Source organism: Bacillus sp. S/N-304-OC-R1 (assembly GCF_019749375.1).
Classification (GTDB): Bacteria; Bacillota; Bacilli; order Bacillales; family Cytobacillaceae; genus Cytobacillus.
The window spans coordinates 95,292-117,480 of the sequence record NZ_JACWFE010000024.1 but is presented as its reverse complement, the minus strand read 5'-3'; the positions used below and the strand labels follow the sequence as shown (position 1 = coordinate 117,480).

Genomic DNA, 22,189 nt, shown 5'->3' with positions numbered 1-22,189 from the left:
TTCTCATATCATTCTATGTGTTACCCCCTCCTCAAGTGCCTATTATTTAGAATGGGATATAAAAAACTAATTTACAAAGCACCACTTTTACAAATTCGGATAATATAATGAATAAATGGGAATAATGATTGACGTTACGCCTATTTATTAGGTACTATATTGAATATATAAATGAACAGCTGTGATAGGGAAGAGTACAACTGCCATTTGCTTTTAGAGAGGAAAACCATTAGCTGAAAGGTTTTCTAAGCAGAACTGTTGGAAGGTCGCCCTTGAGCTTCTTTTGCGAAAGAATGTCTATTCAAGTAGTGAAAGACGGGAAATCCGTTATCTAGTTAAGAGTCAGTCAATTTGAGAGTGCAGGCTTTTATTTATTTTGGCTAGCAAATCCAATTATGACTGAAAAAAAGGTGGTACCGCGAAGCATACTCCATTCGTCCTTTTAAGACGAGTGGGGTTTTTTTGTTTTTCAGTAAAGGTATGAAAGGAAGGAATTTAGATGGAAGCAAATGAATTAACAATGCCAACTAAATATGATCCCCAAACAATTGAACAGGGACGCTATGATTGGTGGTTAAAAGGGAAATTTTTTGAGGCGAAAGATGATGCGGATAAGCAGCCTTATACAATTGTTATTCCGCCGCCAAACGTTACAGGAAGGCTCCACTTAGGTCATGCATGGGATACAACTCTTCAAGACATTTTAACGCGTATGAAGCGCATGCAGGGCTATGATGTTCTATGGCTTCCAGGAATGGACCATGCTGGGATTGCTACACAAGCTAAGGTTGAGGAAAAACTTCGCAGCGAAGGCAAAAGCCGCTATGATTTAGGCCGTGAGAAATTTGTAGAAGAAACATGGAAATGGAAAGAGGAATACGCAAGCCATATCCGGCAGCAATGGTCAAAGCTTGGACTTGGATTAGATTTTACACGTGAGCGCTTTACACTTGATGAAGGATTATCAAAGGCTGTTCGTGAAGTGTTTGTTTCGCTATATAATAAAGGCCTTATTTACCGCGGTGAATACATCATTAACTGGGATCCATCTACAAAAACAGCCCTTTCTGACATCGAAGTTATTCATAAAGATGTTCAAGGTGCATTTTATCATATGAGATACCCTCTTGCAGACGGAACAGGGCATATCGAAATTGCAACTACACGTCCTGAAACGATGTTAGGTGATACAGCAGTTGCTGTTCACCCTGAGGATGACCGTTACAAGCATTTAATCGGTAAAACTGTTAAGCTTCCGATTGTGGGACGTGAGATTCCAATCGTTGGCGATGATTATGTAGATATGGAATTCGGTTCAGGAGCAGTAAAAATTACTCCAGCACATGATCCTAATGACTTTGAAATTGGAAATCGCCACAATCTTGAACGCGTTCTTGTGATGAATGAAGATGGCACAATGAATGAAAAAGCTGGGAAATATCAAGGCATGGACCGCTTCGAATGCCGTAAGCAAATTGTGAAAGATCTACAGGAACAAGGTGTCCTGTTCAAAATTGAAGAGCATATGCATTCAGTTGGTCACTCAGAACGAAGCGGAGCAGTTGTAGAGCCTTATCTTTCAACTCAATGGTTCGTAAAAATGCAGCCATTAGCTGATAAAGCGATTGCCCTTCAATCTGCTGAAGGAAAAGTAAACTTTGTCCCAGATCGATTCGAAAATACGTATCTTCGCTGGATGGAAAATATCCGTGACTGGTGTATTTCACGTCAGCTATGGTGGGGTCACCGTATTCCAGCCTGGTATCACAAAGAAACTGGTGAAGTATATGTAGCACAAGAGGCACCAGAAGATATCGAGAATTGGGAGCAGGATAAAGACGTTTTAGATACATGGTTCAGTTCAGCTCTATGGCCGTTCTCGACGATGGGCTGGCCGGATGTTGAATCGGCTGATTTCAAACGTTATTACCCAACAGCTTGTCTAGTTACAGGCTATGATATTATTTTCTTCTGGGTATCACGGATGATTTTCCAAGGTCTTGAATTTACTGGACAAAGACCATTTAATGACGTTCTAATTCACGGTCTAGTTAGGGACGCAGAAGGCCGTAAGATGAGTAAATCTCTTGGCAACGGTGTAGATCCAATGGATGTTATTGATAAGTACGGAGCTGATTCTCTACGCTACTTCTTATCAACAGGAAGCTCTCCAGGCCATGACTTACGTTTCAGCATGGAAAAGGTTGAAGCAACTTGGAACTTTGCGAACAAAATTTGGAATGCATCACGTTTTGCTCTAATGAATATGGCTGGATTAACTTATGATGAAATCGATTTAACTGGCGAAAAATCAGTTGCTGATAAATGGATTTTAACTCGATTAAATGAAACAATTGAAACCGTAACAAGATTATCTGACCGTTATGAATTTGGCGAAGTTGGCCGTGTTCTTTACAACTTTATCTGGGATGACTTCTGTGACTGGTATATCGAAATGGCGAAGCTTCCGCTATACGGGGAAGATGAAGGGGCTAAGAAAACAACACGCTCTATCCTAGCATATGTTTTAGACAACACAATGCGACTATTACACCCATTCATGCCGTTCATTACAGAGGAAATTTGGCAGAACCTTCCTCATCAAGGCGAATCGATTACAGTTGCAGATTGGCCGAAAGTGAATCCAGAATATACGGACCATCAGGCTGCGGGTGAAATGAAGCTGTTAGTTGAAATTATTCGTTCTGTTCGTAACAGCCGTGCAGAAGTAAATACACCAATGAGCAAGAAAATTAAAATGATATTAAAAGCAAAAGACGGATCTATTCTTACAACACTTGAAAATAACAGCGGCTACATTGAACGCTTCTGTAATCCGGAAGAGTTAACAATTGCCACTGATGCAGCAACACCAGATAAAGCAATGACTTCAATCGTGACAGGCGCAGAAATTATTCTGCCGCTTGAAGGATTAATTAACATCGAGGAAGAAATAGCACGTCTGCAGAAAGAATGGGATAAATTAAACAAAGAAGTAGAACGCGTTCAAAAGAAATTAAGCAATGAAGGCTTTGTCAAAAAAGCTCCTGAAAAAGTAATTGAAGAAGAAAAAGCAAAAGAAGCGGATTACTCTGAAAAGAGAGCTGCAGTAGAAGCACGGATTAAAGAATTAAAAGGGGAATAATTTTTTAAAGAGATGAAGGCGAATCCAGTTGGTGGGTTCGTCTTCATCGTGCTATTTTTGATGTATACAGTTAGGGGGCAAAATAAATGTTTACAACTTATGAAGAAGCTGTTTCATGGATTCACTCTAGGTTAAGGCTAGGAGTAAAGCCAGGGTTAAAGAGAATGGAATGGATGATGGAAAAACTGGACCATCCAGAAAGAAGAATTAGATCTGTCCATATTGGGGGAACGAATGGTAAGGGATCCACGGTTACGTATTTGCGTTCAATCCTTCAAGAGGCAGGATATGAAGTTGGAACGTTTACATCTCCATATTTTGAGCAATTTAATGAACGTATTTCAATTAATGGTGTTCCAATTCCTGATGAGGATATTGTTAAGTTAGCAAATAATATTTATCCGCTTTCAGTTGAGATGGAAGGAAGCGAACTAGGAGCTCCAACAGAATTTGAAATTATTACTGCTATGGCTTTTCAATATTTTGGCCGGATAAATCCCGTAGATATCGTTCTCTTTGAAGTAGGATTAGGTGGAAGATTTGATTCAACTAACATTGTTTTGCCACTCGTTTCAATCATTACAAACATCGGTCTTGATCACACAGCAATTCTTGGAGACACACATGCTGAAATCGCTTTTGAAAAAGCAGGTATTATTAAACCGGGAATTAGTCTAGTTACCGCAGTAAAACAAGAGGAAGCGCTAGAAGTAATTAAGGAAAAAACGACCGAAATGAAGGCTCCTATTTATTCACTTGGCAGCCAAATTGTAATAAAAGATCATAGCTCTACCCAAAGTGGTGAATTATTTACGCAAAAAACACCGTATAAAATATGGGAAAGTCTCGAAATTTCTATGGCTGGAAAGCACCAAACAGAAAATGCAGCATTAGCAGTTATGGCTAGCGAAGTATTAAATAAGTTCTATTCATTCTTAATAGAGGAAGAGCATGTTTATAATGGATTGAAAAAGGCATATTGGCCAGGAAGATTTGAAATGATCTCTAATGAACCTGTCATCGTTATTGACGGTGCTCATAATGAGGAAGGTGTTACCGCTTTAGTCAATGAACTAGGAAAGCGCTTTAAAAAAAATAAAGTTAATATTGTCTTTACAGCGTTAGCCGATAAAAAGCTTGATAAAATGATTGCAAACTTGGATGCTATTGCAGATAAAATAACTTTTGTACAATTCGACTACCCGAGAGCAGCACAGGCAGAAGCACTATTTGAATTAAGCAGCAGTAAAAATAAGTTTTTCAATAAGAATTGGCAAAAAGCAATTGAGGAAAATATAAGTACGCTTGAGCATAACGATATTCTTGTGATAACTGGTTCCCTATACTTTTTATCAGAGATGAAGCCAGTATTATTAAAAATATTACAAAAATGATATGTGACATTATTTTGAAAATTTGATAAGATAATCATATTACTATTATCCTATAACTGTTCCAAAGAGGAGGGGTATAAATGGTAAGCTCTATAAAGAAAAAAATAATTTGGGCATTATGGTTATTACTATTTCCGTTGAGCTTATGGATAACCTATCAATTATATCCGCCTCATATTTCTGGTCAGGAAATAGATACTGTTGTTTTTTTAATTCTTGCTTTCTTTGTAGCAGCTAGCCCAATGGTCATAAATGGAACACCTATTTTCCTCATTCAATGGGTAGCATGGGCTGTATTTTTGACTTTTGGTCTGTTTATTGAAATGATTTTACTACAGTTAACAATACTTGTCCTATTTGCTAGAGTCAGATTATCAAAGAAACAATTTTTTCGTATCCCATTAAATTCTATTATGTTTCTTTTTGTTTCCTTTCTAAGCGGAGCAATCTACTACTATTTAGGTGGTCAATCAGGTGTTGCTTTAAAGGGAATAACCCACTCACTATGGCTGATACCTGTTTACCCGATACTCTATTATATTTTAAATCATTTTTTTATTGCGCTTATTAATTTGATTTTATACAAAGGGAAACGGAAAACGTTTGGAATCGATTTTACTTGGGAAACATTAACAACTTTAATGACCTTCCCAATGGGGTTTATCCTATATACCCTTTATATGGAGATAGGTGTTGTCGCATTAATTTTTGTCGGAATTCCTTTTGCCAGCCTTTCTATTATTTTGAATCTTTATCATTCTAGCAGAAAGATTAATAAGCTTTTGCAAAAGGCAACAGATATTGGACATCAGCTTGCAGAGAGATTAAATGTTGATGAAGTCTTAGATTTATTTATACAAAAGCTCACGGAAATGCTGCCAGTTGATTATGCATACATACTTGATATTGTTGACAATGAAGAGCTACATTTGATTCGTCAAATGGAAATGGGAGAAAAAAAGACTGTAAATATTGAACCGTTAAGAAAAAGTGAAGGAATTAGTGGTCTTGTTTGGGAACAAAAGAGTGCAGCTCTTTTCAACTCTCAAAAGGAATGGAAGGATATTGTTAAGGGGTATATGCCTGAAAAAGTAGAAAGTGTCTTAAGTGTTCCGATTGTACGGAACAGTGAGGTCATAGGTATCCTTTTTTTAGCTTCCTCCACAAAACGAGCATACGAAAAATCCCAGCTAATGATCGTAGATATTCTCTGCTCACATTTTGCAATTGCGCTTGAAAACGCAAGAAATTATGAAAAAACAAAAGCGCAAAGTGAGCGATGTGCATTAACAAAGCTGTATAATTATCGCTTTTTTGAAAATTTATTAACTAGTGAATTCGAAAAAATAAGAACTAATGTCAGAGAAAAGATCTCTTTAATCATTTTAGATATTGACCATTTCAAATCAGTTAATGATCGCTATGGCCATCAAAGCGGAAATGAAATTCTGTGCCAATTAGCGAATGTTCTATCCAACTTAATTGAAAATAGCGGAACTGTGGCGCGTTATGGCGGTGAGGAATTTGTCATTCTCTTGCCAGATGTCGAAAAAAGAGCAGCCCTGGAAGTAGCCGAGCAAGTAAGAAAAACGATTGCTGACAATCAATTCGTCCTCGATCAGCATATCGACAAACAAGAGGAAACAAAAATTGTACATATTACAGCATCAATTGGTGTTGCCACAGCTCCGCAAGATGCGGATGAACCCCTTGCCCTTATACGTCATGCTGACCGTGCCTTGTACGTTGGTGCTAAGCGTGCGGGTAGAAATCGGGTGGCGGAGTATGTGAAATAGAAATAATTATATTTATTTTTATCATATTTTCAATTATCATTGATCCGATCCTAAGATGTTAGATATAAATATTAGACAGTTAAAGGGCAATAGTACAGTGAACCTGACTATTGCCCTTTGGCTTTCCTTCATACTATAATCTCTAAAGTGAACTGAATTCTTTAATAAATTGGCTCTTTTCGTGAATTTATTTGTTTTTAAGACTAAACAGTGAACCGTTCCTTTTCGCTACAGGAACTTGCTTTCCGCGGGGAGGAAGTCGAGAATTCCTCGCCTTTCCGTCTGCGGAGTCTCGACCTTTCCCCTATTTCTCGCAAGAGTCAAGTGCCTTCCGCTCCAATCCACACTGCGTTTCCAATATTATTAAAAGCAACAATCTTTTAGAAAACAGTCAATATCTTTATTTGGAGAGATAATAATCTAATTAAGCGGGAAATCCTTTTCATCTTTCAAATAATTTTCAATACCATTAAAGGTTAAGTTAGTTCCTCCACTTACAACATTAAATCCATCTTTGGAAATGACAAGGCCTTCGAATGAAGTTCCTTCAAATGTTACCTTTCCATTTGGTGCAAACAATACTCCTGTCATCTTTAAATCTCCACTTCGAACAGAAATATCTCCTTCACTCACAATTATTGCATTATTAAATGTATCAACATACTTTTTTAAATTATTATCATAATAACTTTTCACATTTATATTATTTCCGAAAATCTTCATATTCGAAGGCTTAATTTCATTGGTGTATCCATTTTTATCATACCATTCTTTAGATTTAAGACTCGGCATTCTAGCAATATATTGGTTGCCTAGAGGAACAGTGGTTTGATGAACTAATTTTTTTAGAATGGATTCAGGATAACCATCTTTCGGATAGCTAAGAGTCCCTGTATAATAAATTCTTGCATCCCCTTTTATAGTAGGGGTCCAACCCAATTCAACATTCCCATTCACATAAATATTCCCATTTATTGTTGAACCAATGTTTTTTAAGTTTCCATTTACAAACACCTCTCCATAAATTGTTTGATAAGATCCTAAAGTTAGGTCTCCATTGAAAAAGATTTTCCCTGGAAAATCTTTTGAACCAAACTGTTGGCCGCTATCTATTACCCCTTTTCCATCTATGTAAATATTAGATACTTTCCCATAGGCACCGCCGTTTATTTGATTACCTTGTATATCGCCTAGAATAACCATTGTTGCATTCTGACCAATCACATTGTTTCCTGAAAAGGAGAACTGTTTTCCATATACAAAGACTTTATTGTTCTTTAAATAATCATAGAAGCTTGAAATAGGTTTTTCAATTACAATAGGGATTGAAGATATTCCTTTTCTGGATTGTATTACTGTGTCAATATCAAAGGAATTATTCTCAGAATCTTTTAATGTAAATTTTATATTTAAATCATACGATGAATCTATGGAAATACAATCACCTTTATTAATAAAATTATTATTTATCCATAATTTATCAATAGAAATATTAACGTTTTGAACCAGGCTATCGTGGCATACACTATAGTTTTTCTCTTGATGTCGCTGCCTCATTTGGGTAATAATGATATTAGATTCCTGTCTTAAATTAATATGCGATTGAGTTTTATTATTAAATTTAAAAGTAGATGATAATACACCAAAAAAAGTTCCTAATAATGTCGTTACTAATAAGAGAGTAACTAACAATTCTAGTAAGGTAATTCCAGCTTCTTTGAACAGATATTTTTTAAGCATACTTTTACCCCGCATTTTTAAATTTTTAAAGGAATAGGAGAAGGTTATGGATAAACCTGAATTATTCTATAAAAAGAATGGATTTACACTGGTAGAATTACTTTGTGCAATTACTTTATTAAGCTTTGTTATTATTATTTATTTAAGTATCTTCTCTCAATCCCTATCACTTTCTCGAAAAGTTGAAGACAAACTTACCTCAGTAAACGTTGCAGAAAAAGTATTAAACATGGTTAGGAGAGGAGACGCAAATATTTCTTTTGATACATATCCCTACGAACTACCTAAAGTAAATGGAAAAACATACTATCCGGTGGTAGTTATTACACAAACTTCACAGGAACAGGCATTAGGGTTAAAAAAAGTACTCGTGAAAATATATTCTAATAAGGATTATTCTAAAACTCTTAAACCGGATTCAGAAATCTACGGATATATTGAATTGGAGAATTAGAAAATTATGAGAACATTAAAAACTCAGACGGGATATGCATTAATAATTGTCTTACTAACTATTACAATAATTAGTATTTTTACACCTTTATTAATAAATAAATTATTAAATAGTACAACTCAATTTCAAAGAACAGAAGAAGTAATTCAGTTAAATAAACTGACATCAATGGGAGAAATTTATATTGAAAAAGCAATTAATAAAGCTGGTGACCAATCCAAAGAAGAAGTATTAAACTGGTTAAAGCAAATTGATCCTAGCAAACCGTACCCAACAAATCAGGAAATATCAGATAAATACTATGAATTTTTTATTTCTAATTTAGATAACTTTATTCAAAATGGATTATTAATTTCTGAAGTGAATTTAAATGGTGATAAATTTATCATAGAAATTAATAATGTATATTTAAACAATTCTAGTACTATTGATGTGGGGTATACAATTACACCTTCATTAAATAATATGAATTACGAAAAATACTCAAAAAAAGGTATAAAATCACTCTACTTAAATATATCAAAGTAATTAATTTAGAAATAATCTAGTTAAATGATATTATAAAGTATCTATTATTAAAAGTATCGTAGGTCTTTTTAATTAGTATTAATAAATCTGTAACAATTTTCCTAAGGTTTTTATGATAGTTTCAGATTATAATTTTTTCTAAGGGGGGGTGGCAGAATGATTACTTTTTTGTTTGCGATAGCTTCGGTGATAATTCTTACACCCATTATGATGTTTCTGCCATTTGGATTTTCAAAGAAGTTGAGATTAGGTATAAGTGGAAGTGCGTTCTTATTGGCGAATGTCGGATTACTGGCTGTTATTCAATTTTCTTTATATCAAACAATCCTAATTTTAGTTTTATTGATTGGGCTAATATCACTTTTGTTAGAAAAAAGAATAGGAAATTCTAAGCAATCTGAAATAGTTCCTAAAGAAAAAGTTTTTAAAATGGTCCCATTAGAAAAAGAAATTTTACATACAGACCAAGAGAAACTAAAAGTAACGATTGAAGTTGACTCACCAGTGCCTTCCTTAGTAGATGAAGTGGCAGCTACTGTAGAATTGGTTCAAGCAGAGCAAGATGTCCCAGCGAAAATAGAAAATTTTCATGTCCAAGAAAAAGAAAGAGAAGCTAAGGTTCAAACAGTTGAACAGAAGATAATCGAGCATGAAATAATAGAAGATTCACTCGATATTGATGAGGATGTTTCCTTTCTTACAAATCGTGCAATAAGCTTGGAGGAAGTTGAACAAACCAATCCTATGATTGAGCAAATGGAGAATAATCCTGAAAACGCTTATATGTCAGAAATTGAAAAGTTAATTGAGAGCAATGACATACTAGAAGATTCTTATGAAGTAATTGATAAAATTGAGGATTCACTACTACAAGTAGAAATGGAAGAGTTGGAGGAAATAATACCAACAGAATTTATACCAAAAGTAGAAAATAATAATAAAGAACAAGATTTTATGGATGAGATTGAGATTGAAGAATTAGTTTTTGATAAATAAATTGGAAGCAGGAATGAGGAGAGTGGCAAGTGAAGAACAAGCAAGGAGTTAAATTATTCATCGTGCTTTTCCTTTGTACTTTTTTTATCTTTGCCTTCTCACATTATGGTGCACTTGCCTTTAATACGATTGTCAATTATACAGATACATATGATGAAGGTACTAGGGTTGGGAAAGTTGACTTAACGGGTAAAAGCGAGTCTGAGGCGATGGAAGCAGTAGACGAGCAGCTGACACGCTGGTTAAATGAAACTGTCATTACCATTCATTATAAGGAAAATCAAGTTAGGTTAGACAATGCTCTCTTCCGTTTTAATGTTACTGATTCAGTTAAAACGGCAACAAATGGTCAGGGAAATTTGATGCTTGTTCAATTTGAAAAGAATAGTCTTGAAGGTACCATTCAAGACTTATTTCCAACCATTGATACGGGCTCGATAAATATTAATAAGCTAGAAGAAGATTTATTAAGTAGTGCACAATCACTTGAGCCTCATCAGCTTGAGTTTAGATTAGATGATTACTTGGCAGACAAGGAACTCAATGAAGATGTTATCGTTCAACAGATAAAGGTTGATACGAATGGGGTGAACTTTAGCAAAATGTTAAGAGAAATTTCATCTTTTGAAATTCCGGCTAAATCACAATTTTCTATGCTTCAACTATTTAAAGAAAAAGATTTATCTATTGAATCTGAGGAAATGCTTAATACGATCGCAGCAGGTATATACGAATTAATCTTACCTACAAATTTTGCAATTATTGAAAGAAATATAGGCAATGAAAAGCCCGAAAACATTCCGTTAGGGTTTGAAGCGAAGGTTGATGTACAAAAAAATATCGATTTAATATTTGCTAATCCAAACGAGATACAATATGTGATAAAAATTGAATCCATGGATAACACTTTAATTTTTTCACTAATGGGAAATTCCTTCTTACATAAGTATGTGATCGTTACAAAGGATAAGCAGAGCTTTAAACCAAAAAAGATTAAACAATATAATTCCTTATTAAAACCAAATGAAAAGCTCATTGAAAGAAAAGGTAAAGAAGGTCAATCTATTAAAGTTATTCGTGAAACTTATGATGAAAAAGGAGCGCTTCTTAGAAGCGAAAAGATTTCGGAAGACTACTATTCTCCTATTCCTCAAATTGAAGTAAGTGGTCTTCTAGGCAAAGAGAATGTAAATGCTAGTGGTTTACAACAAACTGAGGCATCAGATAAAAATTCGCAAAATATGGAGAACTCTTCAACAGAACAGGATAATGAAGGGGAAGCAGTTGGAGAAATCATAGAACCTAATAGTGATCTTTGGGGTAAACCAAACGAACAAATGAAATAATCATAGAATAAAGCAGGGATAGTGAATGAAACAAATTCGGAAGCGGCTTGGAGATTTACTTGTAGATGCTGGGCTTATTACAGAAGAACAGCTCCTTGTGACATTAAAGGAAAAAAGTGATGGACAAAAGATTGGAGACGCCCTTCTTCAAAGAGGGTATATAACAGAACAGCAGCTTATCGAAGTACTTGAATTCCAGCTTGGCATTCCACATATTAGCTTGTATCGCTATCCATTTGATACGAAGCTATTAAATATTATTCCGAAAGAAACGGCAAAACGTCAGCTTCTTATTCCATTAAAAAAAGAAGGAGACAAGCTGTTCGTCGCCATGGCAGATCCAATGGATTTTTTCGCTATTGATGATTTGCGGCTTTCAACTGGATTTCAAATTGAGACTGCTATTGCCACGAAGGATGATATTTTAAGAGCGATCAATAAGTTTTATGACATTGACGAAGGCTTTGAAGAATTACTAGGTGAGAATCAGCAGCAGGAAACCGTTCAAGAAGAAAGAATAACAGACCAAGATTCGCCTGTTGTCAGGCTGGTGAATCAAATTCTTTCAAATGCTGTCACGATGAAGTCAAGTGATATTCATATTGACCCTCAGGAAACAAAAGTAATCGTTCGTTATCGGATTGATGGGGTATTAAGAGTTGAGCGTGTACTACCTAAGCATATGCAAGGGGTTCTAACGGCTAGGATTAAAATTATCGCCAACTTGGATATTACCGAGCATAGAATTCCTCAGGATGGCAGAATTAAAGTAAATCTAGATTTTCATCCAGTTGATCTTCGTGTTTCAACTATGCCAACAGTCTTTGGCGAGAAAATTGTGATGCGGATTTTAGATTTAGGCAGTTCATTAAACGATATTCATAAACTTGGTTTCAATAAATTAAATTTAAAGAGATTTAAAGAGATGATTGAAAGGCCGACTGGAATTGTTCTTTTAACAGGTCCAACAGGTTCAGGTAAGTCTTCAACTTTATATGCAGCATTGAATCAATTAAATAGTGAAGAAGTAAATATTATTACAATCGAAGACCCGGTAGAGTATCAGCTTGAGGGTGTTAATCAAATTCAAGTTAATACGAATATTGGAATGACATTTGCTGCAGGTCTGCGTTCCATCCTTCGTCAAGATCCAAACATTATTATGGTCGGTGAAATACGAGATAAGGAAACAGTTGAAGTAGCCATAAGAGCGTCTTTGACTGGACATCTAGTATTAAGTACTCTGCATACGAATGATTCAATAGGGACCATTACTAGATTGATGGATATGGGTGTTGAGCCTTTCTTAGTTGCCTCGTCTTTAAGTGGTATTGTGGCACAACGTCTAGTAAGGAAAATATGCCGGGATTGTGCAGAGGAAGTCTCTCCTACAAGACGAGAGGTAGAAATTTTTGCCAAAAGAGGTATGAGCATTGAAAAAATAACTCGTGGTCGAGGGTGTTCTTCTTGCAATATGACAGGCTATAAAGGTAGGATCGCCATTCATGAGGTGCTTGTTGTGAACGATGAGATTAGACGTACAATCATGAATGGTGAATCAATGGCTAGATTGAGAGAATTAGCGATTAAACATAAAACCATTTTCCTTATCGATGACGGTTTGTTAAAAGTAAAACAAGGGCTAACGACAACTGAAGAAGTATTACGAGTGGCGATACTTGAATAGGGGTGCGAGACATGAAGGAAAAAATAGATTATTTATTACGCGCCGCATTTGAATTGAAAGCATCAGATTTACATTTAACTGTAGGGGTTCAGCCTATCCTTAGAATTAATGGGGATTTAAAAAAGTATGGAAAAGATGTATTAAAGCCAGAAGAGACAGAAGGAATGGCTAGAGCCATTATTCCTGAGCATATGTGGGAGCAGTTTAAAGAAAAAGGTGAATTAGATTTTTCTTACGGTATACCTGGTGTTTCTAGGTTTCGTATAAATACATATCATCAGAGATCATGTGTGGCTATGGCTATACGTGTTGTACCAACTAAGATTCCTACAATTGAAGAACTGGAACTTCCCAATATTTTGAGGAAAATCTCCGAAAAACCACAAGGGCTAGTACTAGTCACAGGTCCGACTGGCAGTGGGAAATCAACAACACTTGCTTCGATGATTCAATTTATGAATGAGACGATGAGAAAGCATATTATTACGCTTGAGGATCCGATTGAATATCTGCATAAGCATGGTAATTCAATTATTGATCAGCGTGAGGTTGGATTTGATACGAAAAATTTTGCAAATGGCTTAAGAGCCGCTTTAAGGCAAGATCCGGATATCATTTTAGTAGGTGAGATGCGAGATTTAGAAACGATTCAAACAGCGATCACTGCAGCAGAGACTGGGCATTTAGTGTTAGGTACATTGCATACATCAAGTGCTCCTGCAACAATTAACCGAATTATTGATGTATTTCCGTCCGCTCAACAGCCGCAAATTAGAATCCAGCTAGCATCTGTCCTTGTTTCGATTATTTCACAGCGGCTTTTTCAAAGAGAAGATAAAAAAGGCCGAAAAGCAGCTACTGAAATATTAATAAACAATTCAGCAGTTGCTAACCTTATTCGCAATGAGAAAATCCACCAAATTGTTAGTATCATGCAAACCTCACGCGCACAAGGAATGCACACGCTTGAAAGCAGTATTAAGGACCTTATTCAGTCTGGCATCATTTCAAAGGAAACGGCAGATCCATTCTTACAGGAGATACTAGTTTAATATGGCACGGTTTAAATATACTGGCAGGGACCGAAAAGGAAAAGTTGAAGGAGTTATTAACTCATCCTCCAAAAGGGAAGCAATGTTTAAGCTGAGAGAGGAGGGCATAAGAGTTGTAAATATTACTGAAGTGCCTGAATCAATCTTAACTAAGGATATATCTATCGGAAATCCAGTAAAACTGCAGCATTTTGTCATCTACTTGAGACAGTTTTCAACTCTGTTAAAGGCAGGAGTTTCAGTAGTTGACTCTACCAAAATATTATCTGCTCAAACAGAAAGTAAAGCTTTGAAAAAAGCTTTACTTGATATTGAACAGGAATTAAGAGAAGGAAATCCTTTGTCGGACGCTGCAGCTAAACAGAAGAAAATCTTTACACCGATGTTTATCAATATGGTTCGTGCTGGTGAAGCAGGCGGTAACATGGATGAAACGCTTGAAAGACTTGCAGATCATTTTGAAAAACAGCATAATACTAGGCAGAAAATTACATCGGCATTGGCTTATCCCTTAGTAGTTGGTATTATTGCCGTAGCGGTAGTTATTTTTCTATTAGTATCTGTTGTTCCTACATTTGTTGCAATGTTTGAGGATTTTGGCGGAGAGCTGCCGGCGATAACGAGGTTTGTCTTAAATTCTAGTGAATTTATGCAAAAATTTTGGTGGTTAATTATATTGCTTTTCATAGCATTTGCAGTGACCATAGCCATTTTGAGAAAAAATCTTCAAACAAAGTATTACTTAGATTATTTTATTTTGCGGATTCCGATCTTCGGAAAAATGCTCCAAAAGGCTGTTCTAGCTAGAATGACAAGGACGCTAAGCTCATTATTTACTAGCTCAGTGCCAATTTTACAAGCTATGACGATAGTAGAAAAAGTAGTAGAGAATGAAGTAATGGCAAGAGTTATTCGTGATTCTAGAGACTCCCTTGAGAAGGGCCGCTCTTTAACAGAGCCAATGAAAAAGCACTGGGCTTTTCCTCCTCTATTAACGCAGATGATCGTAATCGGGGAAGAAACTGGTTCACTAGATGCTATGCTTGGAAAAGTAGCAGATTTCTATGAAAAAGAGGTAGAAAACAGTACTGATAGAATTAAGTCACTAATCGAACCATTAATGATCGTATTTCTGGCTGGGATTGTGGGAACGATAGTAACATCTATCATGGTGCCGATGTTTGAGATATTTAATCAGGTTGGATAATGTTTTCAAAAAATTAACATCTTAAACTATTAAATTTACTAGGTTCTAGTATAATTAGAACTAGGTAATAAAGTATTATTATATATTTGAAGAGAGGGAGAGTAGTATGTTAAAGAAGATTGGGAAAAGATTAAAGGATCAGCGAGGATTGACGTTGGTTGAGTTGCTGGCGGTAGTTGTAATTTTGGGGATTATTGCAGCGATTGCTGTTCCTAGTATTGGTAATATTATTGATAAATCAAGATTTGATGCTGCTAAAGCAGATGCTTTGCAAATTATTTCAGCTGCTTCTATAGCAAAGGCTAATGGGGAAAATGTAGATAAAACAAGTACAAAAAAGTATCTTGATATAACTACTAAAAACATTGCTGATGATTGGACAATCACAGAGGATACTGATGGGAAAATAAAGCTTACAAAAGCGCTAACTGTTGAAAAATTTAATGATAAAAATTTTAATTTCATAGGTAGTCGAGATGATATTAGTTCAAAGACTTATGAGGAGGCTATAACTAAATCGGAATAGCCCGTAAAATCTATTAGTTAATTTATTTATAGGAGTGTTAGCCCATGTTTTTTCTATCGATTTATATTTTTATACTCGGCCTAACACTCGGCTCCTTCTACAACGTTGTCGGTCTCCGCGTCCCACAAAATCAATCCATTGTGGCGCCGCGGTCTGCTTGTCCAAAGTGCAAACATCAGCTCAAGCCATATGAGCTGATACCTGTTCTATCATATATGATTCAAGGGGGAAAGTGCCGCCAATGTAAGGTGCGCATTTCTCCTCTTTATCCTTTTGTGGAATTGTTGACAGGGTTATTGTTTGTAGCTGCACCATTAGTCCTTGGCTGGTCCGCTGAGTTATTTGTTGCGTGGGCGTTAATTTCGCTATTTATGATTATTTTTGTTTCTGATATTACGTATATGATTATCCCTGATAAAGTGTTGCTCGTGTTTATGGGGATTTTTTTATTGGAGAGGATATTTATTCCCCTTAATCCATGGTGGGATTCCCTATTAGGAGCGGCTGTCAGCTTTTTTCTTTTGCTATTCATTGCTGTTATTAGTAAAGGCGGAATGGGAGGCGGAGATATTAAGCTTTTTGCGCTGTTAGGCTTTGCTTTAGGGGTGAAAATGGTTTTATTATCTTTCTTTCTCGCCACTTTATACGGAGCTCTTTTTGGTATAATTGGATTATTGATCGGAAAGTTGAAAAGGAAAAATCCGATTCCTTTTGGCCCGTTTATAGCTGCGGGAACGTTAACTGCCTATTTCTTTGGAGATCAGATCATTTATTATTATTTTCTCCTATTCGCATATTGAGTTTGGTAAGGAGTTTATTCAATGGCACTTTCCCTTTTTTCGCGAAAAAACCGTATCATCAATATTGTAATTAATGACTATTCGATTCGGTTTGTCGAATTGAAGAACACAAATCCGCTAAGCATCCATAGGTGGGGCCAGCGGCTTATTCCGTTTGGGATTGTTCGAGACGGGAAAATCATTGACCATGACACATTAGAAACGATTTTGGAAGAATGTGTAACTGATTGGAAGCTGCAAAAACGATCCGTTCGGTTCATCGTACCAGATTCCTTTGTCATAATTCGAAAAGCTAGTATTCCAGCAGATGTGAAGGATGATGAAATCAATGGGTATCTATATTTAGAACTCGGTACTAGTATCCATCTTCCATTTGATGAACCGGTATTTGACACCTACACCTTAACTTCAGAAAAGGATAAAAAAGAAATATTAATATTCGCGGCTCAAGAAGATAACGTAGTGGAATATTCCAATTTATTATCAAGTGTGAAGCTTGTCCCGGCAGCAGCGGATATATCTTCTTTATCCCTATATCGTCTATATTACTTGTTAGGGATGGCAGGTCAGGATGAACAGTTATTAATGATCCAATTTGATCTTAATATGGTGAATCTTTGTATTTTTGAAAACCAGCATCCGTTATTTATGCACCATTTATTGATTGATTTTGAAGAAGATCAATGGGTGATAAAATCAAGCAGGGAAGGGCATCAGCATTTTGATTTTAGTGGAAATCAAAACGATCTGCTTTTTCAATTGGAGGACATTTTTAAAGAAATAGGGAAGTTTCTTGATTTCTACCGGTATTCTATTAACCAGGGAAAACAGCAAATATCTAAAATCTTGGTTCACGGAGATCATCCTTTTCTTGATATTATCGAAAAAGAGATACAAACAAGATTTGAAATTCCTCATCAAATCATTGATATAGCAACAGAAGATAATCTGCCAAGATCACATTATCTTACTCTGGGGCTTGCATTAAAAGAGGTGTAAGCATGCTCGTTGAGATTAATCTACTACCTAAAAAAGAACCGAGAAATACTTCTCTTTTTGTGCTTATTAGTGTACTCGTTCTCATATTGATTATAGGCATTGGCATTACTGTATGGATCGGACAAAGCTATAAGGGGAAAATAGAAGCTATTCATAAACAGCATACTGCTACTCAAGAATTAATTGCTGCAGAGCAGCAAAAGATTGCAAATGCTGAATCAATTAATTCATTAGAAGAATTGAAAAAAGCTGTTCACTGGGCAGAGGATTATCCAATTAAAACCGTACCTCTTTTAAGGAATTTCACTGCATTATTGCCGGAGAGAGGATTTATCCAAACCTTTAGCTATGAAGAGACAGGAAATATTGTCATTACTATACAATTTGATACGAGCCGTGATGCATCATACTATCTCAAATCAATGCTAGATTCAGAATGGATAGATGATGCTACAATTAATTCACTAACAACGAACGAGTTAACAGAAGAAAGAACTGAATCTGCTAATATAGGATCTCAAGAGCAAGAAATCCTTCCTCGTTATATTGCAGAATACAAGGTTAGCTTAAATCGCTCTGTTATTAAGGAAGAGGCTAGCGACAAAGGAGGGGAAGCATCATGACCTCTCTATCAGCAAAAAAAGAGAAACTGTACCTGATAGTTGGAGCCATTATCATAGTACTACTTTTCTTTGGGCTCTACTTTTTATATTTTCAGCCGTTAAAATCTACATTATCTAATAAACAGAGAGAGTTGCAAACAGAGGAACAGCTTCTATCTGTAATTGAAAACCAAATAAAAGAAACCGCATCTGATTCGTATGAAGGTACAGAAGCACTTCAAAAGAAAATTCCGGTGAAGCCTCTAGTGGAGCAGCTGCTGCTCGATATTGAAAAGGCTGAAGTTGTCTCTGGTAGTTTAGTTTCAAACATGGAATTTTCAACAGGAGAATTAGAAGGTGATAAAACAGAGGATCAGCAGGGCGGGAATGGAGAGGAATCGCCAGTTGATCAACAAGGTAATAATAAACCCAGCATTGCTCTGCCTTCAGGTATGAAAAAAACAACTGTTGTTCTCTCTGTTAAATCCTCCAATTATTTTGAAATGGAAAAATTTATTGAATCTCTTGAATCAGAAAATAGAGTTATACTTGTTGAAAATCTAGAGATTAACGGTCAGGAAGAGATAGTATCGGCTGATCAGGAAAAGCAGCCAATAGAGTCTGAAATAACAATTTCAGCTTTTTATATGCCAACTTTAACTGATCTAATTGATCAGCTTCCGAAGATGGAAGTTCCAAAAACGAGTGATAAAAAGAATCCATTTAGTACGTCTGGAAGTCTATCAAATCAAGGAGATAAAGTTGCCACAAATCCCACTCAGAACTCTAACGGTGAGAAACCCCAAGGTAATAATGGAACAGAACAATCCGTTCAAAAAAACAATCAAAGCATAGTGAAATATACTGTTCAGCCTGGAGACACTTTATTTAGAATTTCTATGAAATTTTTCAAATCAAGAGATGGGGAAAAAATTATTAAGGAATGGAATCACCTTGAAAATGAAATAGTGAAAACTGGAGAGATTCTCGAAATTCCGCTAAAAAATAATAAATAGTCCGCTTAAAAAATTTGACGAAAATCCAAGGTAACAAGACGACAAAAGTCTTGTTATTTTTTTTTTTCGATATGTTAGGATGAAACATAATCATTAATCGACATGGAAGGGGGAGCAATGGTGGAAAGACCGGAAAATGACAGAACCATTACCATTAAAATAAATGGCCAACATCGATCTTATGAAGAGAGTTCGGATATTAAAAATAATATAGACGAAATACAAGAGTTATCCAACAATGGAGTAATTGATAGGGAAGGGATAAATAAAGATCCTGATTCTTTGAGTCTTGAACAAACCGCCGCTGCAAAGGAAGCTACTGATGATGACGACATTTTTGAGTGGATCTTGCCAGAGGAAACGGTTGAAACAGATTTAAAGGAATATAAGATTGCCACAAAAGAAAAAAAAGAAAATAAAAAGGGGATTGGTCAGTTAGGCAAAAGTTTTAAAAAAAATGGACAGGGCCGAATGCTTACTTCTGTTTTTTTAACTGTATTTTTTGCGATTATACTTGGGACGGGCTTTGGTCTTATTATGTTAAAGCTAGTTCTTTCTGAACATACAGTAGAAGTTGAACAGCAACCGACAGTAACAGAGCCCATTATAGAAGAAACAAAACAGCCAGAAGCAATAGAATCTGCAGTCTTACAGCCTCTTACGGCTTTTGTCATTCAAGGGGGTGTCTTTTCCAATCTGGAAGCTGCCAAGCAGGTTCAAGAGGATTATATCCAAAAGGGTATATCGGCAAAGGTGATTGAAATAAATGGACAAGCTGTTCTTTATTTAGGTATCGCTTCTAGTATTGAAGAAGCGAAAGAAATAGGAAAGCAATTTAAGGAAAAAGGGTACGATAGTTTCGCGAAGCCTATCACACTAGATGAAAAAACAATAAAAGGGATTCTTCCTGAGGAGAAAAAAATAATTGATGCGGCACCTTCCATTTATGCTGTTTTGGCCGAGGGTGTGACAGAAGCATCATTAACGAGTACCATCTCAGACAAGGTAGTAGAAAAAATGAAAAATGGGCTAAACAAAGTACAGTCCGTAGATGATAAGCAGTTGAAAAACGAAGGGATTATCTCATTGAAAAGCGAGTTGACGAAGGCACAGCAGCAGTTATTAGTGTTTAAGGAGTCAAAAGATACTGCTTCACTAGCAAAGGCACAACAGCATTTACTAGAGTTTATTTCTATTTATCACACTATATAATACATAATCTGTGTGATTGGTACTCAAAATTATTTCTATCTATTTTTTCGACAATATACTATCCCAGTAGAATATTTTCTGGGAAATAACGCAAATTATTGGAGTCTTGTCTACCTTTTCGACAGACTCCCTTATTTTTATCTATTCACATTTATAAAAAATGCTGTTTTTTCTTAAAGGATAAAATTTTTATTGCTATTAAATTGTTTGTCCTGACGAATTTTGGTACGATTAAGGTGTATCTCCCGATTGTTACGAATAAAAGGTAAGGTGATTAATTATATGAAAAACCTCATTTTAGCCTCTTCTTCTCCACGACGAAAAGAACTTCTTGAAAATCTTCATATATCCTTTGAAGTTTCTAGCAGCGATGTTGATGAAAGTTTTGATCCGGGATTAACTCCGGGTGAAATTGTCATGGAGCTGAGCAGCAGAAAAGCGAAGGCAGTTGGCGGGGAAAATCCAGATGCTTTTGTCGTTGGTGCTGATACGGTTGTAGTTCTTGAAGGAAACGTATTAGGAAAGCCTAAGGATAGAACCGAAGCATTTGCAATGTTAAAAAGTTTATCTGGTAAAACACATTCTGTCTTTACAGGCGTATCTATTATTGGCCCTGAGATAGACAAGAACTTTTATGTTAAAACCGATGTAGTGTTTTGGGAGCTATCAGATGAAGAAATAAATGCTTACATTGACACCGGTGAACCTTTTGATAAAGCAGGGGCATATGGGATTCAAGGCTTTGGCAGTGTCCTCGTAAAAGAGATTAACGGGGATTACTTTTCCGTTGTTGGCCTTCCTGTTTCAAAGACTGTTCGAGAATTAAGAAATGTAGGATATTTCCCTTCATATTCTTAAAACTAAATTTTCATCTTAATCTCCCATTCACTGCTCAATGCGTGAAAGGGAGGAAAAATTTTTGGAAACACAAACTTTAATGATTAGAGATTTTCCCCAGGATGAACGGCCAAGAGAACGATTTATTCAAAATGGTCCACAAAGTTTATCTACTCATGAACTTATAGCCATTCTACTTCGTACAGGGACAAAGGAAGAGTCCGTTCTACAATTGTCCAATCGGCTTCTTACACATTTCGAAGGCTTACGTCTCCTTAAGGATGCTTCTTTAGATGAAATTACATCCATAAAAGGGATTGGAACAGCTAAGGCAATTCAGCTGCTTGCAGCTGTAGAAATAGGCAGGCGGATTTCAAATTTGTCATATGATGATCGTTATACGATTCGGTCCCCAGAGGATGGGGCGAAATTTGTTATGAATGACATGCGTTTCCTTTCACAGGAGCATTTTGTATGCCTCTATTTAAACACCAAAAATCAAGTTCTCCATAAACAGACTATTTTTATCGGCAGCTTAAATGCATCCATTGTTCACCCCAGAGAAGTGTTTAAAGAAGCTTTTAGGCGCTCGGCGGCCTCTATTATTTGTGTGCATAATCATCCTTCTGGTGACCCTACACCGAGCAGAGAGGATATTGAAGTAACTAAAAGGCTTGCAGAATGTGGAAAAATCATTGGCATTGATGTGCTTGATCATCTTATTATTGGGGAGAATAAATTTGTGAGTTTAAAGGAAAAAGGGTATTTATAACACTATGTTTTTATTTGACGATAAGCTATAATATTGTTTATGCTTTTTTACGTAATTAGATATAATCACCTAACTAAAAA

The 22,189-nt window shown here is 35.9% G+C and carries 19 protein-coding genes and 1 other annotated feature; of the genes, 18 read left to right on the top strand and 1 reads right to left on the bottom strand.

Going from position 1 to position 22,189, the window contains the following annotated elements; genetic code table 11:
- The first annotated feature begins 172 nt into the window (after positions 1-172).
- Positions 173-445: a binding site (T-box leader), on the top strand.
- A gap of 54 nt (positions 446-499) precedes the next feature.
- The 3 genes from H0173_RS19050 to H0173_RS19040 all read left to right on the top strand — a co-directional run bounded on the left by H0173_RS19050 (position 500) and on the right by H0173_RS19040 (position 6,335).
- Complete coding sequence (locus H0173_RS19050; RefSeq protein ID WP_221848326.1) at positions 500-3,145, top strand: valine--tRNA ligase; 2,646 nt, start codon at positions 500-502, stop codon at positions 3,143-3,145.
- An 86-nt stretch (positions 3,146-3,231) separates the two neighbouring features.
- Positions 3,232-4,539 carry a bifunctional folylpolyglutamate synthase/dihydrofolate synthase gene (locus H0173_RS19045; RefSeq protein ID WP_221848324.1) on the top strand — a complete coding sequence of 436 codons (1,308 nt, stop codon included), beginning with the start codon at positions 3,232-3,234 and terminating at the stop codon, positions 4,537-4,539.
- Between the two features lie 80 nt (positions 4,540-4,619).
- Positions 4,620-6,335 carry a sensor domain-containing diguanylate cyclase gene (locus H0173_RS19040; protein WP_221848321.1) on the top strand — a complete coding sequence of 572 codons (1,716 nt, stop codon included), beginning with the start codon at positions 4,620-4,622 and terminating at the stop codon, positions 6,333-6,335.
- 420 nt (positions 6,336-6,755) lie between these two features.
- On the opposite strand, the gene H0173_RS19035 is transcribed toward H0173_RS19040, so the two are convergent.
- Positions 6,756-8,075 carry a hypothetical protein gene (locus H0173_RS19035; protein ID WP_221848320.1) on the bottom strand — a complete coding sequence of 440 codons (1,320 nt, stop codon included), beginning with the start codon at positions 8,073-8,075 and terminating at the stop codon, positions 6,756-6,758.
- Positions 8,076-8,121: 46 nt separating this feature from the next.
- Here H0173_RS19035 and H0173_RS19030 point away from each other — a divergent pair, with 46 nt between their 5' ends.
- From H0173_RS19030 to radC, 15 genes are all read left to right on the top strand, one after another.
- Complete coding sequence (locus H0173_RS19030; protein WP_221848318.1) at positions 8,122-8,529, top strand: PilW family protein; 408 nt, start codon at positions 8,122-8,124, stop codon at positions 8,527-8,529.
- A 6-nt stretch (positions 8,530-8,535) separates the two neighbouring features.
- Positions 8,536-9,057 carry a hypothetical protein gene (locus H0173_RS19025; protein ID WP_221848315.1) on the top strand — a complete coding sequence of 174 codons (522 nt, stop codon included), beginning with the start codon at positions 8,536-8,538 and terminating at the stop codon, positions 9,055-9,057.
- 156 nt (positions 9,058-9,213) lie between these two features.
- Positions 9,214-10,053 carry a hypothetical protein gene (locus H0173_RS19020; RefSeq protein WP_221848313.1) on the top strand — a complete coding sequence of 280 codons (840 nt, stop codon included), beginning with the start codon at positions 9,214-9,216 and terminating at the stop codon, positions 10,051-10,053.
- Between the two features lie 29 nt (positions 10,054-10,082).
- Positions 10,083-11,399, top strand: a complete 1,317-nt coding sequence (locus H0173_RS22575) for a VanW family protein (protein ID WP_221848311.1) — start codon at positions 10,083-10,085, stop codon at positions 11,397-11,399.
- A 25-nt stretch (positions 11,400-11,424) separates the two neighbouring features.
- A complete protein-coding gene (locus H0173_RS19010) occupies positions 11,425-13,086 on the top strand; it encodes a GspE/PulE family protein (protein ID WP_221848310.1) in 1,662 nt (553 codons plus the stop codon).
- A gap of 11 nt (positions 13,087-13,097) precedes the next feature.
- The gene (locus H0173_RS19005) at positions 13,098-14,138 is read left to right on the top strand and encodes a type IV pilus twitching motility protein PilT (RefSeq protein ID WP_221848308.1); all 1,041 of its coding nucleotides are present in this window, start codon (positions 13,098-13,100) and stop codon (positions 14,136-14,138) included.
- A gap of 1 nt (position 14,139) precedes the next feature.
- Positions 14,140-15,345 carry a type II secretion system F family protein gene (locus tag H0173_RS19000; protein ID WP_221848306.1) on the top strand — a complete coding sequence of 402 codons (1,206 nt, stop codon included), beginning with the start codon at positions 14,140-14,142 and terminating at the stop codon, positions 15,343-15,345.
- Positions 15,346-15,451: 106 nt separating this feature from the next.
- A complete protein-coding gene (locus H0173_RS18995; protein ID WP_221848304.1) occupies positions 15,452-15,871 on the top strand; it encodes a type IV pilin protein in 420 nt (139 codons plus the stop codon).
- A 44-nt stretch (positions 15,872-15,915) separates the two neighbouring features.
- On the top strand, positions 15,916-16,671 hold the full coding sequence (locus tag H0173_RS18990) for a prepilin peptidase (protein WP_221848302.1): 756 nt from the start codon (positions 15,916-15,918) through the stop codon (positions 16,669-16,671).
- Between the two features lie 21 nt (positions 16,672-16,692).
- A complete protein-coding gene (gene pilM, locus H0173_RS18985; protein ID WP_221848300.1) occupies positions 16,693-17,670 on the top strand; it encodes a type IV pilus biogenesis protein PilM in 978 nt (325 codons plus the stop codon).
- 2 nt (positions 17,671-17,672) lie between these two features.
- Positions 17,673-18,293, top strand: a complete 621-nt coding sequence (locus H0173_RS18980; RefSeq protein WP_221848297.1) for a fimbrial protein — start codon at positions 17,673-17,675, stop codon at positions 18,291-18,293.
- Complete coding sequence (locus tag H0173_RS18975) at positions 18,290-19,288, top strand: LysM peptidoglycan-binding domain-containing protein (protein ID WP_221848296.1); 999 nt, start codon at positions 18,290-18,292, stop codon at positions 19,286-19,288. The genes H0173_RS18980 and H0173_RS18975 overlap by 4 nt, the downstream gene beginning before the upstream one ends.
- A gap of 117 nt (positions 19,289-19,405) precedes the next feature.
- Entirely contained in the window at positions 19,406-20,500 is a 1,095-nt protein-coding gene (locus H0173_RS18970; protein WP_221848294.1) for an SPOR domain-containing protein, read from the top strand.
- 282 nt (positions 20,501-20,782) lie between these two features.
- Complete coding sequence (locus H0173_RS18965) at positions 20,783-21,358, top strand: Maf family protein (RefSeq protein ID WP_221848292.1); 576 nt, start codon at positions 20,783-20,785, stop codon at positions 21,356-21,358.
- A 61-nt stretch (positions 21,359-21,419) separates the two neighbouring features.
- Complete coding sequence (gene radC, locus H0173_RS18960) at positions 21,420-22,109, top strand: RadC family protein (RefSeq protein WP_313770673.1); 690 nt, start codon at positions 21,420-21,422, stop codon at positions 22,107-22,109.
- Positions 22,110-22,189: the final 80 nt, after the last annotated feature.